The sequence below is a fragment of the Deinococcus sp. QL22 genome (assembly GCF_023370075.1).
Classification (GTDB): Bacteria; Deinococcota; Deinococci; order Deinococcales; family Deinococcaceae; genus Deinococcus.
Genome location: NZ_CP097157.1, coordinates 59077 through 75395, shown reverse-complemented (window position 1 = coordinate 75395; position 16319 = coordinate 59077). Strand labels below are relative to the sequence as shown.

At 56.6% G+C, this 16319-nt stretch carries 25 protein-coding genes; 13 read left to right on the top strand and 12 right to left on the bottom strand.

Annotated elements, in window-relative coordinates; all coding sequences use genetic code 11:
• Positions 1 to 166: 166 nt before the first annotated feature.
• Genes M1R55_RS30555 through M1R55_RS30545 form a run of 3 tightly spaced genes read left to right on the top strand, consistent with a single transcriptional unit; the run spans position 167 to position 1304 of the window.
• Positions 167 to 481 (top strand): hypothetical protein, encoded by a 315-nt coding sequence (locus M1R55_RS30555; protein WP_249396841.1) that lies wholly within the window; start codon positions 167 to 169, stop codon positions 479 to 481.
• A 25-nt stretch (positions 482 to 506) separates the two neighbouring features.
• Positions 507 to 830, top strand: coding sequence for a hypothetical protein (locus M1R55_RS30550; RefSeq protein WP_249396840.1), 324 nt, complete (start codon positions 507 to 509; stop codon positions 828 to 830).
• 57 nt (positions 831 to 887) lie between these two features.
• Complete coding sequence (locus tag M1R55_RS30545) at positions 888 to 1304, top strand: hypothetical protein (protein WP_249396839.1); 417 nt, start codon at positions 888 to 890, stop codon at positions 1302 to 1304.
• A gap of 147 nt (positions 1305 to 1451) precedes the next feature.
• Here the strand turns inward: M1R55_RS30545 and M1R55_RS30540 are convergent, their stop codons facing one another.
• Positions 1452 to 1736, bottom strand: coding sequence for a hypothetical protein (locus M1R55_RS30540; protein ID WP_249396838.1), 285 nt, complete (start codon positions 1734 to 1736; stop codon positions 1452 to 1454).
• Positions 1737 to 2296: 560 nt separating this feature from the next.
• Here M1R55_RS30540 and M1R55_RS30535 point away from each other — a divergent pair.
• Complete coding sequence (locus M1R55_RS30535) at positions 2297 to 2479, top strand: prominin family protein (protein ID WP_249396837.1); 183 nt, start codon at positions 2297 to 2299, stop codon at positions 2477 to 2479.
• 112 nt (positions 2480 to 2591) lie between these two features.
• On the opposite strand, the gene M1R55_RS32575 is transcribed toward M1R55_RS30535, so the two are convergent.
• On the bottom strand, positions 2592 to 3125 hold the full coding sequence (locus tag M1R55_RS32575) for a pentapeptide repeat-containing protein (RefSeq protein WP_371827351.1): 534 nt from the start codon (positions 3123 to 3125) through the stop codon (positions 2592 to 2594).
• Positions 3126 to 3316: 191 nt separating this feature from the next.
• Positions 3317 to 3682: a DUF805 domain-containing protein gene (locus M1R55_RS30525; RefSeq protein WP_249396835.1), complete on the bottom strand. Its 366-nt coding sequence runs from the start codon at positions 3680 to 3682 to the stop codon at positions 3317 to 3319.
• A 141-nt stretch (positions 3683 to 3823) separates the two neighbouring features.
• Between M1R55_RS30525 and M1R55_RS30520 the strand changes: the two genes are divergently transcribed.
• A complete protein-coding gene (locus M1R55_RS30520) occupies positions 3824 to 4042 on the top strand; it encodes a hypothetical protein (RefSeq protein WP_249396834.1) in 219 nt (72 codons plus the stop codon).
• Positions 4043 to 4199: 157 nt separating this feature from the next.
• Here M1R55_RS30520 and M1R55_RS30515 read toward each other — a convergent pair whose 3' ends face one another.
• Positions 4200 to 4607: a GNAT family N-acetyltransferase gene (locus tag M1R55_RS30515; protein WP_249396825.1), complete on the bottom strand. Its 408-nt coding sequence runs from the start codon at positions 4605 to 4607 to the stop codon at positions 4200 to 4202.
• 215 nt (positions 4608 to 4822) lie between these two features.
• On the opposite strand from M1R55_RS30515, the gene M1R55_RS30510 reads away from it, so the two are divergent.
• The 4 genes from M1R55_RS30510 to M1R55_RS32570 all read left to right on the top strand — a co-directional run bounded on the left by M1R55_RS30510 (position 4823) and on the right by M1R55_RS32570 (position 9074).
• Complete coding sequence (locus M1R55_RS30510) at positions 4823 to 6112, top strand: IS701 family transposase (protein ID WP_249396833.1); 1290 nt, start codon at positions 4823 to 4825, stop codon at positions 6110 to 6112.
• Positions 6113 to 6692: 580 nt separating this feature from the next.
• Complete coding sequence (locus tag M1R55_RS30505) at positions 6693 to 7463, top strand: hypothetical protein (RefSeq protein WP_249396832.1); 771 nt, start codon at positions 6693 to 6695, stop codon at positions 7461 to 7463.
• Positions 7464 to 7951: 488 nt separating this feature from the next.
• A complete protein-coding gene (locus M1R55_RS30500) occupies positions 7952 to 8569 on the top strand; it encodes a hypothetical protein (RefSeq protein ID WP_249396831.1) in 618 nt (205 codons plus the stop codon).
• A 217-nt stretch (positions 8570 to 8786) separates the two neighbouring features.
• A complete protein-coding gene (locus M1R55_RS32570; RefSeq protein WP_371827350.1) occupies positions 8787 to 9074 on the top strand; it encodes a transposase in 288 nt (95 codons plus the stop codon).
• On the opposite strand, the gene M1R55_RS30495 is transcribed toward M1R55_RS32570, so the two are convergent.
• The 6 genes from M1R55_RS30495 to M1R55_RS30470 all read right to left on the bottom strand — a co-directional run bounded on the left by M1R55_RS30495 (position 9016) and on the right by M1R55_RS30470 (position 11780).
• Positions 9016 to 9237: an integrase core domain-containing protein gene (locus M1R55_RS30495; protein WP_249396830.1), complete on the bottom strand. Its 222-nt coding sequence runs from the start codon at positions 9235 to 9237 to the stop codon at positions 9016 to 9018. The genes M1R55_RS32570 and M1R55_RS30495 overlap by 59 nt on opposite strands.
• The gene (locus tag M1R55_RS30490; RefSeq protein ID WP_249396829.1) at positions 9234 to 9575 is read right to left on the bottom strand and encodes a DDE-type integrase/transposase/recombinase; all 342 of its coding nucleotides are present in this window, start codon (positions 9573 to 9575) and stop codon (positions 9234 to 9236) included. Before M1R55_RS30490 ends, M1R55_RS30495 begins: the two co-directional genes overlap by 4 nt.
• Positions 9576 to 9866: 291 nt before the next feature.
• Positions 9867 to 10175 (bottom strand): transposase, encoded by a 309-nt coding sequence (locus M1R55_RS30485; RefSeq protein WP_249394272.1) that lies wholly within the window; start codon positions 10173 to 10175, stop codon positions 9867 to 9869.
• The gene (locus M1R55_RS30480; RefSeq protein WP_249396828.1) at positions 10172 to 10633 is read right to left on the bottom strand and encodes an IS3 family transposase; all 462 of its coding nucleotides are present in this window, start codon (positions 10631 to 10633) and stop codon (positions 10172 to 10174) included. Before M1R55_RS30480 ends, M1R55_RS30485 begins: the two co-directional genes overlap by 4 nt.
• A gap of 291 nt (positions 10634 to 10924) precedes the next feature.
• Positions 10925 to 11227: a transposase gene (locus tag M1R55_RS30475; protein ID WP_249396827.1), complete on the bottom strand. Its 303-nt coding sequence runs from the start codon at positions 11225 to 11227 to the stop codon at positions 10925 to 10927.
• Positions 11228 to 11411: 184 nt separating this feature from the next.
• Positions 11412 to 11780 (bottom strand): hypothetical protein, encoded by a 369-nt coding sequence (locus tag M1R55_RS30470; protein ID WP_249396826.1) that lies wholly within the window; start codon positions 11778 to 11780, stop codon positions 11412 to 11414.
• A 75-nt stretch (positions 11781 to 11855) separates the two neighbouring features.
• On the opposite strand from M1R55_RS30470, the gene M1R55_RS30465 reads away from it, so the two are divergent.
• The 4 genes from M1R55_RS30465 (at position 11856) to M1R55_RS30450 (ending at position 13680) form a co-directional block, all read left to right on the top strand.
• Positions 11856 to 12263, top strand: coding sequence for a GNAT family N-acetyltransferase (locus M1R55_RS30465; protein ID WP_249396825.1), 408 nt, complete (start codon positions 11856 to 11858; stop codon positions 12261 to 12263).
• 174 nt (positions 12264 to 12437) lie between these two features.
• Positions 12438 to 12977, top strand: a complete 540-nt coding sequence (locus tag M1R55_RS30460) for a hypothetical protein (protein ID WP_249396824.1) — start codon at positions 12438 to 12440, stop codon at positions 12975 to 12977.
• Positions 12978 to 13086: 109 nt separating this feature from the next.
• On the top strand, positions 13087 to 13317 hold the full coding sequence (locus tag M1R55_RS30455; protein WP_249396823.1) for a hypothetical protein: 231 nt from the start codon (positions 13087 to 13089) through the stop codon (positions 13315 to 13317).
• Between the two features lie 3 nt (positions 13318 to 13320).
• The gene (locus tag M1R55_RS30450; protein WP_249396822.1) at positions 13321 to 13680 is read left to right on the top strand and encodes a LexA family transcriptional regulator; all 360 of its coding nucleotides are present in this window, start codon (positions 13321 to 13323) and stop codon (positions 13678 to 13680) included.
• A 426-nt stretch (positions 13681 to 14106) separates the two neighbouring features.
• Here M1R55_RS30450 and M1R55_RS30445 read toward each other — a convergent pair whose 3' ends face one another.
• Complete coding sequence (locus M1R55_RS30445; RefSeq protein WP_249396821.1) at positions 14107 to 14886, bottom strand: hypothetical protein; 780 nt, start codon at positions 14884 to 14886, stop codon at positions 14107 to 14109.
• Positions 14887 to 15432: 546 nt separating this feature from the next.
• Positions 15433 to 15948 (bottom strand): YIP1 family protein, encoded by a 516-nt coding sequence (locus M1R55_RS30440; protein WP_249396850.1) that lies wholly within the window; start codon positions 15946 to 15948, stop codon positions 15433 to 15435.
• Between the last annotated feature and the right edge of the window lie 371 nt (positions 15949 to 16319).

Sequence of the window (16319 nt, the reverse complement as noted above, 5' to 3'; positions counted from 1 at the left end):
TGGTACTCCATTGACTGAGTGTCGCAGACGAGAGAAGACTGTATTCATCATGGCAGCCAGGCAAGTTAACTTGCAGAGAACTGTGTGTTTCAGCAGGCATTGGAGCGAGTCAACGGAGTACCAATAGGAGGCGCATTGGGTGGTATAAGCTGAAGGGTGAATTGCTATGAGTGCTGACTTGGAGAACCTATCCGATCTCGCTTTATTAAACTTGAAGTGGATAGTGAAGGTATGGCGGAGAGGGGATAGGAATGGACCCGCATTTGAGCTAGATACCAGCCTGTCCGAAGAGTACGACGCTCATCCGGTGGTACTTTGCCTGAGAGAACTTGAAGTAAGAGGCTACATCACCATTGCCGAAAATGAATTCTCGAGGTTAGGTTGGACCCTCGGGGCGGACCTCACAGCAGCGGGAATTGCTCTTGCCGAAGACGAGGACTTTGATGATCATGTCCCACCAGAGATCTATCCTTGGCCTTAGTAGGACTTTGTCAGAATGGATTTCAATGACTGATCCGCCTGTCAAGCTGCGCCTAATCGACTTCGTGCAGTGTGTTCTGGAACGTCCATACCTGTATACGGCCCATAGCTCGTACGACGAGATTATCGCGTTCATTGAGGGATATCACGTCGGACATTGCCAGAGGCAAACCCAGTGGTTCGCGTTTGGAAGTTGGCTGAAGGGCCTGCTCGGCGACGGTGAAGGTCGATTGATGGTGCGATTCCGCCAAGCATATGAAGATGACGCCCTCGCCCTTCAGCAACTGCATGAGCTCTATAACGCATTCCTTTGGCAGCCAGACTCAGGAGCACTTTTGGTCGAAGAGTGACAAAGTCCTGCTAGGGCGTGTCGGCCAAGGCAGTTCTAGCGGAGAGAGAATGCCCGCATGGTTCGCCACCCTACACCAGCGATTGAGGCTCGCATCAACGGGCGCTTCAACCTTAAACATGATCCGTCCCATCAAGACTGGCCGCTTGAGGTCTCTGATGGCAAGCGGATCGAGGAGTTCTTAGACGCCTACGAGCAAGAACTGTGGAGCGACGATGAGCGCTACGCCGTCATGGAGCTGATTCTTTACTCGTACGAAGATCACTTACACAGTGACGACCAAGAAAATCTGATGTTTCGGGATAGGCTACGCCCGATTCTCCTGAGGGATTTTGAGCTTCATCACCCCACCATTGAGTACTGGTGCCGCTTCGATCTGTCTCCAGAGGAGGCAGAGATCCCGGAGTACCTCTTTACTCCGGTCCGTCTGGGCAGAAGCGACTGGCGAACCCTTTCCTTTCAGTGTGGAGGATGACGAACGCTCTTAACCTTCCCTGAAAGAGCAACCAGACGCAAAAGCAAGACCCGCAATCGACTGCGGGCTCTTTCTTGGCACATACAGATGCACTACCTTCCTCCTCCGCTCCTGCACCACCTGCAACGCTGGCGAGACTGTGCGCTCTCAGGGGGTCTCAAGAGGCTCATCCCCAGCCAGCCAGCCGAGCCCGTCAGGAAGCTCCTGGAGACAGGCTCGAACGTCCGGTTGTGTTTCGTCCTGAGCGATCTCGTGAATAATGTGCATGACAAGGGCCTTCAGCTCTGGATCGAGGGGCTGCAGGATCGCACCGATCTGTTCCATCTGTTGGACGGCCACATCAGGATCCAGGGTGTTGTCATCGCAGGTGTTGAAGAAGATTAAAGGCCAGACGAACGCTTCAACGAGGGGGCGCAAGCGGTGGGCATCCATGGCAGGCAGTGTACTCACCTTCAAGGCGGGTCAGAACTCATCAGGCAGGGACTGCGAATGACAAAGCTCACCAGGGCGGGTGGGTGAAGTGGGAAGGCCTGCCCCACTTCTCCCCAAATGACCTCCTGATCAAATCACGCGCATGCCGCCTCAGGTCACTTGGTGCGCCATGTTCTTGCGGCCCAAAAGCGCACTGGCGCCGCACAAGCTCGCGCATGGGACAGGGTCGAGGCAACCTGCCTGACCCCGTGGGATGGCTGACCGCTGGGAGAAAGCCTCGGAGACAAATCGCGTGAGGACTGGTTACCCCTACACATTAGATGCTTGCCCAGCTCGACATAAACGCCCGGCTTGTCTGACCTGGACATCTTCCAAAAATAGCGGTGAGGCGCAGCCGAATCGCCACCGGAGCGGAGAGCGCAGGTACCCCAGATGAACCCCCTGTCCTGAGATCAAGGAGGTGAACAACAGACCCACAGGCGGAGTCAATCGAGGTCAGTCCGCCCAGTCCTGTATGAAGCAAACATTCGGAGCATGAACAAGGAGAAGAGACTCACGGTATGGAAATGTTCCTCTTCCTGATCTTGAGCTACCTTATTTTTGGCCTGATGTTCGGGTTCTGGAGCATTTTCGCCCTCGTCCTGCGGCGCTTCGGTTATCCCTTCCCCACCCCGGTCGTCTTCGGGCTGGCAGGCGTCATGGCTGCCTTCCTATTGGGCTTCATTTATCTCTGGCAACCGTAGGAATCACATCAGGTCGCCCAGTGCCAGAGGTGCCAAGTCGGGCAACACGAGCTGGCAGTGGGACAGGCGGAAAGCATGGGCAGCAGCCCTTGAAAGCGTCGTCTGAACCCGGTCAATGCCTTTCCAGCCCAAGGTCACCCTGATTTTCGAGGACCAGGGGTGGATACTCCAGGGTCGAACCGTATGGTTCGCTGAGGTAGATCAGGAGATTGGTGCCGCCCAGAAAACGGCAGTTCTGAATGCGGACCGGCCCCGTATACCACACATCGAAAAAGTCAACGTATTGTCGGAATTCGCAGTGCTCAAGAACAACTTCCGCAGGCGGAGTGTTATGTCCCCCAGCGCTAAAATCTACCTCACCCGTAAAGATGCAGTTGATGAACCGGGCGCCGCCCAAGAAGTACGTGCCAAAGAAGCGGGCCTCGTCAAACCGACAATCTTGGAAGGTTACGGGCCCGCTAAATCCAGTGATGGAGGCGTTAAACCTCTGAAAATGACAGTTGGTCAAGCTGACCGGTGGCAGAACGTAATCATCACTGATGATCAGTACCACAGATCCAATCACGTTTAAGTTGCTCAGGGGTTGACCTGCCAGGATCAGGGGAACGACTTGCTCGGCTGAAAGAGACTGCCGGACGGGGAGCATGGACCATCATAAGGCCCACCACCTGAGGCAGACATGGGATGAAGCTAGCTAACTGAGCGACTCAGAACGCCGTCTGAAGCGTTGTTATTGATAACGGCTTGAGTTCGCAGCAGTCTCATCCGTTCTACCCTCTCAGGCTCCATCCAGCACGCTAAATTGCCGTCGAAGTCCAGGTCAGACTTCGGTCGCTCTCAAGAGGTTGTCGGGACGGCGTTCTTTTCCTTGGGGTTTGATCCCCATCGATTCGTCCCCGGCTCGCTATCGAAGCAGGCCAAAACCAGAATCAAGATCGGAACAATGGCCCACCAGCCACTCCGTCCGGTGTCATGCATGCGCCGGATGCTCACTGCCAAGGTTGGGATGAACGTCACCACGGTCAGCAAGACAGAGAGGGGCCCATACGTGGTGTCAGTCGCCAGGCCCAAAGCGGCTTCGATGAGGGCAATGACCACGGCGAGGATGAAGACCACTAGCGTGAACATCCAGTATTCCCGCCGCCGCGCCCGCCCTCTCAGATTCGCGTAATTTGTGGTCATCACCCACACAAATTCTTTCATGGCTCACCTTACCCGGCTGGATTTCCGTTGTCATGCAACTTTGACGTTGTGGCGACCCAGGACACTGCGTTGACCGAATAGTCCTGCGGCCTAGAGAACCTTATTAGACCTCTTGCGAAAGTCGTGGGCTAAGCTGGCAGTGTGGAGCGAGACCGTCTGACACGCACGCTGAAGATGAACCGCAAGCAATTCCGCCGACGCACCGGGGTCTATCGGGAAACGTTCGCCGAGATGGAAGCCGTGCTGACCCTCCGCGAAGGACGGAAGCAAAAACCTGGCCGCCCAGCCGCACTCAGCGTGGGCGGGCGATGTGGAACGCCTAGGATGGCGTGGCGGTTCGTCTGGCGACCCACAGGATGAATCCAGGCGGCATTCGGGGCACGTCCCTGCTCCGCTCGCTCTTGGGCCGCCTGTTCGGTCAACCGCGCACGCTCATGGTCAGCCTGTTGGATCTGCTCGTGCACCGTTCACACTCGGGCATGTCGGCTAAGGATGGCGCGGCGGGATTCAACGGCATTTACAGGTCGAAGCGAGCACGATAGGCTACCGCGTCCGACTTCAGCCCGCTCTTGAGGTACAAACGATGCACTTCTGGCGCCTGGCGCCCGGTCACCAGCATGACTTTGTAGACGTTGAGTGTTCGTGCCATCTCCATGACGTAGGTCATCAATGCAGTGCCGATCCCCTGTCCGCGAACATCTTCGCGTGTCACGACATTCTCGATCAGGCCGTATGGCCGTGCACCTTGCATAAGGTTGGGCACCACGACCAACGTCACCGTGCCCAGAATTTCGCCGCGCTCTGCGACGGACACGTGAATTTTGGGGTCTGCCAGCAGGGCCTCCCAAGTCGTCTGGGCCACCTCCGAGGAAAGTTCCGGTGAGGAGGGACTCAACTGTCGGTAGAGGGTGGTGACATCGGGCAAATCCTCAAGACGAGCAAGACGGAGACGCAGCTCAGGCAGAGCGGCACTATAAGGGTGGCCTCCTGGTTGCTCGTTCCGGGCGTCCTGAGATCCTCTCGGCGTTTTTGATCGGCACTCCCGCCACCTTCCAGCCCTTAGCCGACACGCCCTAGCACTACTTAGACATGCATTTTGGCCGTGCAGACGAGATTCATGCGTGCCTGTCAGGCTGATGCATGACCGTTCCTCAGGAACATTCGCTGTCCCTCCGGCGCTTCCTACGTCCCTTCCACCGTGTCCTAGGACATGCTCAGCGTCGCAAGTGGTGTCCACTGTATCTGCGCGGCTTGATGTCCCCGCTCGAACGCAAGAGTCTGCAACCGTTGGCGGAATACATTGCTCCCGGTCAGTACACACAACTCCACCATTTCGTGACCGTCAGTCCCTGGAAGGAGGACGAGCTGGAGGCTGTTCTGGCTCGCCAAGCTCAACGGTTGGTTGGGGGGTCAGATGCCGTGTTGATCGTGGACGACACAGCGTTCCCGAAGCAAGGCGACTGCAGTGTGGGGGTCGCTAGGCAGTATTGCGGTGTGCTGGGGAAGGTTGCCAACTGCCAGGTGCTGGTGTCACTGACGCTGGCCAAGAACGATATTCCTGTCCCTCTGGCTTTGCGTCTGTTCCTCCCGAAGGAGTGGACCGCTGACCCAGAACGCTGTGCAGCCATCGGTGTTCCTGCGGAACACCGCAACTTCCTGACGAAAAAGGACTTGGCTGTAGAGGAAATCGACCGGGTTCGACGTCAAGGCGTGAAGTTCAAAGTGGTCGTCGCAGACGCTGGATACGGAAATAGTGCCGAGTTCCGTAGAGCGCTGTCGGCTCGGGGATTGACCTGGGCGGTTGGTGTCCCCAGCACACAAAAGGTGTATTCCACCCAGGTTCAGTTGCTGACGGACCGGCGGTCCAAGACGGGGCGGCTCCTGGTGCCCATTCCCGACGAGCAACGCAAGAGCGTTGCTCAGATCTTGCATGCTCTGCCACCCTACAAGTGGGTGTCACGCACCTGGCGCACGGGGACGAAAGGTCCGCTGCGTGCTCGTTTCGCAGTGATGCGTGTCAGGGTCGCAGATGGAGGGGAACTCCACGATGGGTCACACCTTCCCGGGGAAGAAGTTTGGGTGGTCGGAGAACGCCGGTCTAGTGGAGAGCGCAAGTATTACCTGACGAACCACCCGGCCAAAACGACCAAAATCGAGATCATTCGGAACCTCAAGGCGCGGTGGTCCTGCGAACAACTGCACCAGCAGCTCAAGGAAGAATTGGGGCTCGACCACTTCGAAGGGCGTTCATGGCGAGGGCTCCACCATCATGCGTTGCTCTGCATGATGGCGATGACTTACCTACAGACCCTCTGTCTAGCCAGTGGAATCGTAGGGCTACTGACTTTACCTGCTGCACGACGCCAAGTCAGTCCAGTGTTCTACAGCACATCAATCACGTTGTCCACCCGTGCTCCACCACTCCGCTGAGGGTGCTCGGCCGATGGACCGTTTAGTTCGTTTTCCTCGTCACCTGGACTTGGGGATATCTCCTGATTCCAGGTGAACTGGGAGCCTGTACAGTGCACGTCAGATGGATCGGCTCAGCAGATCCAGACGGCCGAACGCTGAAGACAGCGGTGTCTTGTTCTTGCTGCCACGACTGGGTGAGCACTTCTATGCCCGGCCATTGCGCTTGAGCTTGTTGGAGACAGAGCTTCGGAATTTGTGCTGTGGAAAAAGAGGGGGCAAATAGCATCAGTACAAGAATCAACACCAGACCGGCAAAAGCCAGCAGGCGGGGAGCGCTTGAAGGTACGGGACGGACGCTCATCCCTGATGATAGTTCAGCGCTTCTGTCCTTCTGGAATCTTCCGAGGATCAGGCAGCGGACCAACGCCCAACGATCGCTTTCATAGGTCAGGTCTGAACGCGTTCTGGAGGGATCAACACCGGATATGACGTTAAATAAGGTGTTTAAGTAGTGCTAGGGCCTGTAGGCAAAGTTAACGTCCATGGAAATTCAAACTGCGCCAGAGGGCGCATGTAGAAGTCAACTGCTTAGCTTAGGGTGATTGACACGATGCATTCTGAGCTACCCTCCCTTTTTACGTTTGACCAGAAGCAGCGCAACACCTTAAATGTCTCCGGTCTGGCGGCGTACGTTCAACGCCCCCCACGTGACCGAGTCGGATGGATCCATGTGAGGCAGGTCTGGCTTCCTGGCTGGCAACCCGCCAAATGGGCGTACGAGGTTCAGCACATTGAAGTCCTGCTCCAGTCCTACGAAAAGGTTCAGCGTTACGAGGCTGAGGGGCTGGACTATGAGCCTTGGGAGTATCTGATGCTGACCCAGTACTCCGCGTTTTTGACGGATCAGTTGGCCTCGGTTGAGTCGGTCTTCGCGCAGCACATGGACAGACCTGAATACGTTCGTCATCCCGATCATGTCGGGTGGCCCTATGAAAGTCCCAACGAGCAGCTCCCAGCGGAGTCCTGGGCACGTTGGAGCCTGATTCGTCGGGCCTGGGTCGCTTGCCTCCTGTCCATCCAGCAGCAGGGAATGGAGGTGGTGTGGGACACGCCCGGGCAACCCTTGCACGGCCGCATCACCCGGGTAGGATTCGGTGACTTTGAGCTGACGACCGTCACAGCTCAGCATCAGCTGTGGTTTGCGAACCGATCCGAGGCCCGCTTGTACCAGCTGGAGCAGGAAGGGTCTGTTGAGATCCTATGGCGTGAGCCCACAACACGGATCGTGGTTGATGCCCAAACACTTCCTGTATGGGACGACTTACAAACACAGTGGTTCTCTTTGGTTGACAACGAACCCGGATCGTGAAGGAGGGCAGGGGATTCTCCTCTTGAACATGGTAAGACCCTTGGCCTACAGACCCTAGCACTACTTAAACACGCGTTTTGGCGGCGAAGACGGCATTCAGGTGTGTGACAGGCGGATTCATGGCCGCTTGGCAGGAACAGGCCTCAAGCATGCCGCGTTCTTTTTTCACTCGCAACTGCGGTTTTAGGGGTATACACCATCACATCCAGCGTCACGTGCGGCGATAGGTAGGTAGGGCTAACGCTAGCTTATCTTCAATGCATCCCTCAGATGAACTTGAGCTTCTCCGCGCTTCTGCCGCTCTTTACCACAGTGGCTTACCCCGTATCTATCAACAACTGCCAGCCACATTTTCTGCACCCCTTCCAATCCTCCCAGAGCTGACCCTACTGGGTACTTTGGAGGGTGAGGGGCATAAGGATCGGGGGCCCAGCATCTCCATCTACTACCAAACCTCCCTGTCTGAGGATGAATTGGAGCCTCTCCTCATGACGAGGTTCACCGAGCAAGGCTGGCGAGATTTCCAGATCCTCTTTCCAGCGTCCAATGGGTTTCTCGGCCACGATGACGGGCTGGACAGAGACCGTGTGGAACAGACCGAGCTTCATACCCTGGGTCATCCACCCACTCGCTGCATCCTGAGTATCAGCATCCACGAAGAGCCGCACGAAACGCTGGTCGTGCTGAGCTCACCACAAGGGCACGGCCAGGATCTGCACCTCTGGGGCCCCGACCCACTCGATTTCCGCACGCCCAGTCCTGCCCTCCATGCCCCGACGGGCATCCAAGTTGATGTCCTGCAACGCGTCCGGCTGATTCAGAAGCAAGACGCTTGGGGCCACCTGGCTGCCCGCCTCACTGGAGAGGAGAAGACGGGCGTGCTTCATGAGCATTTCACCGACCAACTCGTGGCGCAGGGATGGACACTGGATCAGATGTCCGTTTCAGAGGCATTGTGCTCCAGTGCTTGGCATCTGACAGACGCTGTGAGCGACGTGCAGGCTGTCCTGTTCTTGCTGCGCTTGGGTGAGCGTGACTGGCTGGCACGCTTTGAGAGCGCACGCTTGGTGGAGACAGGCACCGTTGGCATGAGCATGTACGGGTGAGACCACATTGGTTCAGGGGTCATGAGGGGCCATCATCTGAACTGGGTGCTGGAAGTGATGAAGACTCGCACCATCTTACTGAGCAATGATGATTCAACCTGTGAGACACGTATCACTGGCATATGCAGTACTGGACTGACCCCATCTGACAGGACCACAGGCCAAGACACTTCGCCCCAGTCAGCGGATACGCTGATTGCATCGCGAAGGAGATCAGATGCCAGGACGAAACCACAGCCGCGACTTCAAACTTGAGGTGGTCAGCCAGATCAACAGCGGCCAGCACACCACGGCCTATCTCAGTCGCCTTCATTCACTGGCTCCGAGCCTGATTCATCGGTGGCGCAAAGAGGTCGAGGCACGTGGGGAAGCCGCGTTTACCGATGGTGCCACGACGGATCGCAGCGATGAACTTCGCATTGATATTGCAATGCCTTCGTGGAGGATCAGTTCAGTGTGGCGCGGTGTTGCTCAAAGCGAGTCGGTGAGCGGTACCCCAAGCTAGAGTGACGACGCTCGCGGTTGTAAAACACCTCAATCCACTCAAAGACCAGATTACGTGTGTCAGCGCGGTTTCCTTGTGCTGTGTCGAGTTCCAGTTCCAGCTTGAGGGTGGCGAAGAAGCTCTCCATCGCCGCGTTGTCCCAGCAGTCTCCCTTTCGGCTCACTTTGGAGCGCCTGAGGCGCTCCAGTGCTTGTCGATACTCGCGACTCGCATATTGAATTCCTGGTCCGAATGATGGAGCAATCCTTGTCCAGGACGCCGAATCTGCTGTGCCATGTCCAGCGCAGCGACGACCAACTCGGTCTGCAGGGTGGCCCGCATGGCCCAACCCACGATTTTGCGAGAGAACAGATCCATCACCACAGCGAGGTACATCCAGCCCTCAGCCACGGGTAAATAGGTAATATCCGTCACCCATTTCTGATTGGGTTGTTCGGCAACAAATTCGCGATTCAGTAGATTTTCGGCCACTGGGTGCGGGTGTTTTGAATTGGTGGTCACGCGAAATTTTTGCAGCGAGCCTTCAGTCCCGCTGCCTTCATCAGCCGAGTAATTCGTGCTCGGCTGACCTGTTTTCCTCGTCCACGAGTGCGGCTTGACACGAGGGCACCGTAGGTGCCCTACTGACTTGATGAATGGTTCGAATGGCCTCGGTCAGAGCGACGTCTTCCACCCGATAGCAGTTTTTGGGCCTTCTCCACCACGCAAAATAGCCACTGACCCCGACACCGAGCGTCTTGCACAGCCGCTCAATGCTGTACTCATGCCGATGCTGCTCAATGAACCCGTAAATTAGTGGTCTTTGGCGAAGAAGGCCAGTGCTTTTTTCAGAATATCGCGTTCCTGACGGGTAATTTCCAGCTCTCGTTCTAGCTTCTTGAACCGCGCTTCCTGCTCACTCAACGCGGCGACGCCGCGTCCGGTGAATTGGGGGCGGCCCACCGCCCCTTGTTGCTCGTGATGCTGTTTCCAGCGTACGACTAAATACGGTGGAACACCCAAGTTGCGGGCGATCTCAGCGCAGCTTTTCTGGCTGCTGATCACCAGACGCACGGCTTCTTCTTTGAACTCGGCGGTGTAGTGGTTTTTACTGGCGGTCATGTCAGTCTCCATTGTCGGTCAGACTGAACTCCTCCTCCACAGAACCCTAGCAAGATCAGGGTGGCGAAGAAGCTCTCCATCGCCGCGTTGTCCCAGCAGTCTCCCTTTCGGCTCATACTTTGGAGCGCCTGGAGGCGCTCCAGTGCTTGTCGATACTCGCGACTCGCATATTGAATTCCCTGGTCCGAATGATGGAGCAATCCTTGTCCAGGACGCCGAATCTGCTGTGCCATGTCCAGCGCAGCGACGACCAACTCGGTCTGCAGGGTGGCCCGCATGGCCCAACCCACGATTTTGCGAGAGAACAGATCCATCACCACAGCGAGGTACATCCAGCCCTCAGCCACGGGTAAATAGGTAATATCCGTCACCCATTTCTGATTGGGTTGTTCGGCAACAAATTCGCGATTCAGTAGATTTTCGGCCACTGGGTGCGGGTGTTTTGAATTGGTGGTCACGCGAATTTCGCTTGCAGCGAGCCTTCAGTCCTGCTGCCTTCATCAGCCGAGTAATTCGTGCTCGGCTGACCTGTTTTCCTCGTCCACGAGTGCGGCTTGACACGAGGGCACCGTAGGTGCCCTACTGACTTGATGAATGGTTCGAATGGCCTCGGTCAGAGCGACGTCTTCCACCCGATAGCAGTTTTTGCCTTCTCCACCACGCAAAATAGCCACTGACCCCGACACCGAGCGTCTTGCACAGCCGCTCAATGCTGTACTCATGCCGATGCTGCTCAATGAACCCGTAAATTAGTGGTCTTTGGCGAAGAAGGCCAGTGCTTTTTTCAGAATATCGCGTTCCTGACGGGTAATTTCCAGCTCTCGTTCTAGCTTCTTGAACCGCGCTTCCTGCTCACTCAACGGCGACGCGTCCGGTGAATTGGGGCGGCCCACCGCCCCTTGTTGCTCGTGATGCTGTTTCCAGCGTACGACTAAATACGGTGGAACACCCAAGTTGCGGGCGATCTCAGCGCAGCTTTTCTGGCTGCTGATCACCAGACGCACGGCTTCTTCTTTGAACTCGGCGGTGTAGTGGTTTTTACTGGCGGTCATGTCAGTCTCCATTGTCGGTCAGACTGAACTCCTCCTCCACAGAACCCTAGCAAGATCAAAGTTCGACCTCTCTTCTTATAGCGAGTATCAATGACTCGAAAATCCTTGTTTCGGCAACGCACGGAACGTGACGGAGCCTTTGCCTACACGCCCTGGCTCCCTTTGAATCCACCTTCAGGTAATCTTATTCAGATTGCCGACTGAGAAAATCTTTTACTGTGGCCTCGTGTCCCTCTGATAATAATGAAAAATAACTTTCGTCTTGTGCAATATAGCTTGGGCCAATGATTATTTCTCGTCCATTGTTAAAAACATCAACCACCCAATCATGTAGCACTGTCGCATCAACAATCTTAAATATTTCAGCCGGCAGCCATTGGGGAACACCTAAATTGTCAATGATCAGGAAATATACAGTAACATATTGAGTGAGTACGCTATGTACGCCATATAGATTATCGTAGATTACATTGACCGGATCTCTACCTGACAAATAGAATTGCGCTTCTTCGTGCAGTTCACTTGAATTATATCTTATAGGTGAAACGATCATTTTCCCCTTCACCCGCAACGAGCATTTCAACTATCTCTGCCTGAGCTGCGTCTCCGTCTTGCTCGTCTTGAGGATTTGCCCGATGTCACCACCCTCTACCGACAGTTGAGTCCCTCCTCACCGGAACTTTCCTCGGAGGTGGCCCAGACGACTTGGGAGGCCCTGCTGGCAGACCCCAAAATTCACGTGTCCGTCGCAGAGCGCGGCGAAATTCTGGGCACGGTGACGTTGGTCGTGGTGCCCAACCTTATGCAAGGTGCACGGCCATACGGCCTGATCGAGAATGTCGTGACACGCGAAGATGTTCGCGGACAGGGGATCGGCACTGCATTGATGACCTACGTCATGGAGATGGCACGAACACTCAACGTCTACAAAGTCATGCTGGTGACCGGGCGCCAGGCGCCAGAAGTGCATCGTTTGTACCTCAAGAGCGGGCTGAAGTCGGACGCGGTAGCCTATCGTGCTCGCTTCGACCTGTAAATGCCGTTGAATTCCGCCGCGCCACCCTTAGCCGACACGCCCTAGGACCGAATTGGAATTGGTAAGCTAAAGATTTTGCGCTGAGTGACACCCCTCTTTGATCGTCACTGAACAATGGCCTGCTTAATGGTTAAACTGGCACGCTAAGTTGATTACCAGAAATTCGGAGGATTTATGAAAAAAATTCAGGCTAACATCATGGTCTCGTCAGTTCTTCTTGGCGTAGGCTTAGCCAGCTGTGATGGTAATTTGCTAGATAATGCACCCGTGCCAACACGTTTGTATTTTGTAGTTTCCGAAGCAACATTGGCAAATTGCACAAACATTGAGCTTTCTGGAATTATTGGCAGTTCCATGGACGCAGCAGAAAGGAATAAGGATAATTTTCACATTAGTACCAAGGCGTCAGGCTACGCTAAGACACCTCTGGCCACAAACGAGGTACTCAATATCGGCAATCCCCCAGAGACGCTGGTCTTGAAACGCTTGGGCACTTATTCAACCATGTACTTCTCGACCTTCCGGTATAACTGGATACTTCGACTGACCTGCCAAAAAACTGGAACTGTCAGCAACGTGGTTCTCACTGGAGCCTTCAAGGAACTCAATCGGGCTGCTCTGATAACCCCCGTTACGACAGCGAGTGGAGAGATCTCCGTGATGTTGAAAGAATTTCCACTTGCCTCGACGCCCGAACAGCTCAATCTGCCTTGAGGCCCTCAACGTTCGAGCATCACCTAGGCTCCCCCATTGTTTGTACGACTGCGCGTAAAGACTCGGCTTAGGTACAGGGTACAGGAGGTGAAGCTGAGCGGGTCAGCCGGTGACGACGGGTCTGCTGTGCGATGTCCTCAAGCTTCCCCGCCAGAATGTGCGCCGTTCCCTGCTGGGCCTGCTGGACAAAGGCTTCATCGTGTACGACGCCGGAGAGCGCCGGGCCGCCCACATCCAGCTCAGTGCGGAAGGTCGGCGCGTGACCGGCCTCATCGTGCAGCGCCTGACTCGGCCCATTCTGGGAGAAGTGGCGGCGGGGCAGCCCACCCTGGCCGATTAATTCGTGGAGGGCTACGCCACCCGACTCCAGGACGTGCTCGACCTGCACGAGGGCGATTTCCTGCTGCGGGTGCGGGGCGACAGCATGCTGGGCATCGGGATTTATCCCGGTGATCTGGTGGTGATTCATCCCACGCAGGCCGAACCGCACCCTGGGGAGATCGTCTTGGTGCTCCTGCCTGATGAGGAAAGCGCCACCCTGAAGCGCTGGCACCGCCTCAATGGCACCGTGTCGCTGATCAGTGAAAACCCAGCGTATCTGCCTATGACGTTTAAAGCTGCCAACGTGCAGATTCAAGGCTGCCTCGTGGGGCACATTGGCATAGGCCGGGCACGACGCAGCATCACCATCCAGGGGGACTGACATGTATGAGCCTGCTCGACTCGAAGACTTGACACCTTTGTGCCAGGAGCGTCTGCGCATTCAGCACCTACGGTGCCGGGTCTGGGTGGAACAGGTATCGCAGGTGTTGGCCGTGACCCTGTCCCCCACGAGGTCGCTGGCGTGGTGGTGGCGGCTGCACATCGGCCTGCGGAACAAGGCCCCGATTTGGATCTTGCCTGACGAGTGGGAACCCGGCTGCCCGCAGGCATGCTTACTTGAAGCGTATGCCACTCAAAGGTCAAGGATGGTTCGGCCTACTGGAGCGCTCAGCCCGCACTGATCTCATGCCCAATGCTGTACAGAACGCACGCTGGCAATGGGCGACCCTACGCTATCGGGCAGTGTGAAGTTCACGGTCAATGAGTCAAAGCGAACTGGCTTGTGGAGGCGAACCCCAGCCGGGCCTCATTCTCCAATGGTGACGAGGGTGTTGTAATCCTGGGCCGCCCCAGAAATCACGATTTCCACCGACCCGCCCCGCGCCCTCGGGGTGCTCAGATAGCTTTGGCGCAGCACGTTCCACCCGGCTTTCAAGTCGACATTCACGCTCAGCCCATATTGGGTGGCATCCTCGACAAATTCCCCGTACTCAAAGACGCAGCGCAGCTCGCCCTGTACCTTGACGTCTTGCTGGAGATGCAGCAGGATGCCGGTGCGGAGAAAAGCATTCTTCTCGTTCGAGATTACTGCGGGGTACAGGCGCCCGTAGAGAGGCATGGGCGACGTCTGAGGTTCAAGCCCGGCCGAAAAGGTGCCGGGGGTTCGGGCATAGAACTCTGGGGTGAAGTACTCTGCCTCCAAACTGGCCTTGAGGGTGTCCACGGCGCACAAACTGGACGGAATGAATTCACGGATCAGTGAGAGGAGGGGCAGGCGGGGCAGATTGGTCTCGGTAGGCAAGCGAACCCGCGCCTGTTTGGAACCCGTGATTTGCCCCCACACTTCTCCAGTCCCATTGCCGGTGAGGTACACCGGATCACCGACGCGAAAGGCAAATTGGACAGGGCCTTGGATGGAGAGGTCGGTGCCGAGGTCGGCCGGTCGGGGCAGTGCCAGAGGAGCAGGGGTAGCGTCAATGGTGGCCAACAGGTTCTCGCGGGTGGCAGGGGTGCCGCTTTGAGGTAGGGGGGGAGTACGACAGGCCAGCAGCAACACAGGGAGCAGGCAGAGCAGGGCACGTTGCATTGGAAAGCCTCCAGAGAATGAAAACGTGAGTCCAAGGTAACGCGCCAACCAACCTGGCGTGGCCAACTTTGCCCGCCGAACAAAGATCGTGGCCAAGGCACCCGAAATCCGATTCATCGGTCAGTCCTGAGTCGACCATTTCTGCAATTGCACAGCATCCAGCACAAAGTCTGGATCAGCAGGAAGCGGAAAAGAGAGTCAAAAGCGGTGCTGCCTATGCCGGGGCACTTCGGTCGCAGGGGCTCAGTCTGCGTGCCTTGGCGGCTCAGCTGGAAGTGCACGGCTTTCAAACCCGCCAGGGCGACCCTTGGAATGCCGTACAGGTCAAACGCGTGCTGGACAGACAAAGAGTGCTCCGTTCGTGAGCTGGGGGACAAGAGAATTTTCAGCATCAGCGGCCGCGACGTTCGGGAGAGGAGGGCGCAACTCAGACACTGTTGAACACGCACGCCTTGCTGAGCCGCAGAGGCGTGATAGAGGATCAGACGCCAGCGCGCCATTGGATCCACATCCTTGAAGCAGGCGTCATCCGTCTTGCGCCCCACCTCAACCCGCGAGGAGACCACCAATGAGGTAGAGCAGGACGGGCCAAGCCGAGATCCACCCTTGCTGAACACTCAAACCATGCACTGTGGCCAAGTTCAGGGCGGTGAGACCCACCGACCAGAGGCCGCCGATTCCGCCGGAGAGCCAGAGGATAAGTTCTGAAATTGGCTCCCCCGTCGCTTGACTCACTCCAAACAGGAGCAGGCCACCAATGAAGGGGACCAGAATCATCGGGTAGAGGCCCCAGACCAGTGCCAACTGCTGTCTTTTCCAGCCGGCCCCGCCGCCCAAAGCACGGGCCGTCAACAGACACAGGAGATTCATGACATAGAACATCAGAACAAGGCTGATCCAAGAAAGGAAGATATACGTCACCAGTGACAAGGGCCTTGGAGCGGTCAGCACGAGGGTCACCGAGGTGGCCAAGATGAAAACGGCCAGCACATACCCGACGTGGGTATTGAACCGGGGCTGATCCAGAACCGTGGAGAAGGCTTGTCTGGGACGATTGAGCATCGTTACCCAGGGGGTCGGAGGGAGCATTCCGAACCATTTTAGAGGGTGTTGTTGCCTCTTGCCCCCCACGTCTGTGCGCCAACCCTCACCGAGACAGCGGCTTTAACCCCTCTGCGAAGTGCAATCCCCTTGGAGATCTCCATCGTCCCACCCTTGCCTCCCGTGTCATAGTCTGCCGCCTGTACCGGGCTTGCACCCCTTGTGCCGCTCCCGCACGGCGAGCAGTAAGCTGGCCAGCCCACAGACGGCGAAGACAACACCCCGTGCTGGACTTCTCCGCGTCCAAGCGTCCACGTGCCTACGCCGGCTCGTTCTGAAGACAGGGCTTAGCCTGCGCTAGATCGCACACTCCTTCAAACGGGGCAGGTTTT

Excerpts from the sequence above, each read along its gene's own strand:
- M1R55_RS30545 (WP_249396839.1), top strand. The coding sequence starts at position 888 with ATGGTTCGCCACCCTACACCAGCGATTGAGGCTCGCATCAACGGGCGC.
- M1R55_RS30550 (WP_249396840.1), top strand. The coding sequence starts at position 507 with ATGACTGATCCGCCTGTCAAGCTGCGCCTAATCGACTTCGTGCAGTGT.
- M1R55_RS30485 (WP_249394272.1), bottom strand. The coding sequence starts at position 10,175 with ATGACCGCCAGTAAAAACCACTACACCGCCGAGTTCAAAGAAGAAGCC.
- M1R55_RS30440 (WP_249396850.1), bottom strand. The coding sequence starts at position 15,948 with ATGCTCAATCGTCCCAGACAAGCCTTCTCCACGGTTCTGGATCAGCCC.
- M1R55_RS32575 (WP_371827351.1), bottom strand. The coding sequence starts at position 3,125 with ATGCTCCCCGTCCGGCAGTCTCTTTCAGCCGAGCAAGTCGTTCCCCTG.
- M1R55_RS30535 (WP_249396837.1), top strand. The coding sequence starts at position 2,297 with ATGGAAATGTTCCTCTTCCTGATCTTGAGCTACCTTATTTTTGGCCTG.
- M1R55_RS30540 (WP_249396838.1), bottom strand. The coding sequence starts at position 1,736 with ATGGATGCCCACCGCTTGCGCCCCCTCGTTGAAGCGTTCGTCTGGCCT.
- M1R55_RS30475 (WP_249396827.1), bottom strand. The coding sequence starts at position 11,227 with ATGACCGCCAGTAAAAACCACTACACCGCCGAGTTCAAAGAAGAAGCC.
- M1R55_RS30500 (WP_249396831.1), top strand. The coding sequence starts at position 7,952 with ATGACGAGGTTCACCGAGCAAGGCTGGCGAGATTTCCAGATCCTCTTT.
- M1R55_RS30445 (WP_249396821.1), bottom strand. The coding sequence starts at position 14,886 with ATGCAACGTGCCCTGCTCTGCCTGCTCCCTGTGTTGCTGCTGGCCTGT.
- M1R55_RS32570 (WP_371827350.1), top strand. The coding sequence starts at position 8,787 with ATGCCAGGACGAAACCACAGCCGCGACTTCAAACTTGAGGTGGTCAGC.
- M1R55_RS30555 (WP_249396841.1), top strand. The coding sequence starts at position 167 with ATGAGTGCTGACTTGGAGAACCTATCCGATCTCGCTTTATTAAACTTG.
- M1R55_RS30525 (WP_249396835.1), bottom strand. The coding sequence starts at position 3,682 with ATGAAAGAATTTGTGTGGGTGATGACCACAAATTACGCGAATCTGAGA.
- M1R55_RS30460 (WP_249396824.1), top strand. The coding sequence starts at position 12,438 with ATGAAAAAAATTCAGGCTAACATCATGGTCTCGTCAGTTCTTCTTGGC.
- M1R55_RS30510 (WP_249396833.1), top strand. The coding sequence starts at position 4,823 with ATGACCGTTCCTCAGGAACATTCGCTGTCCCTCCGGCGCTTCCTACGT.
- M1R55_RS30470 (WP_249396826.1), bottom strand. The coding sequence starts at position 11,780 with ATGATCGTTTCACCTATAAGATATAATTCAAGTGAACTGCACGAAGAA.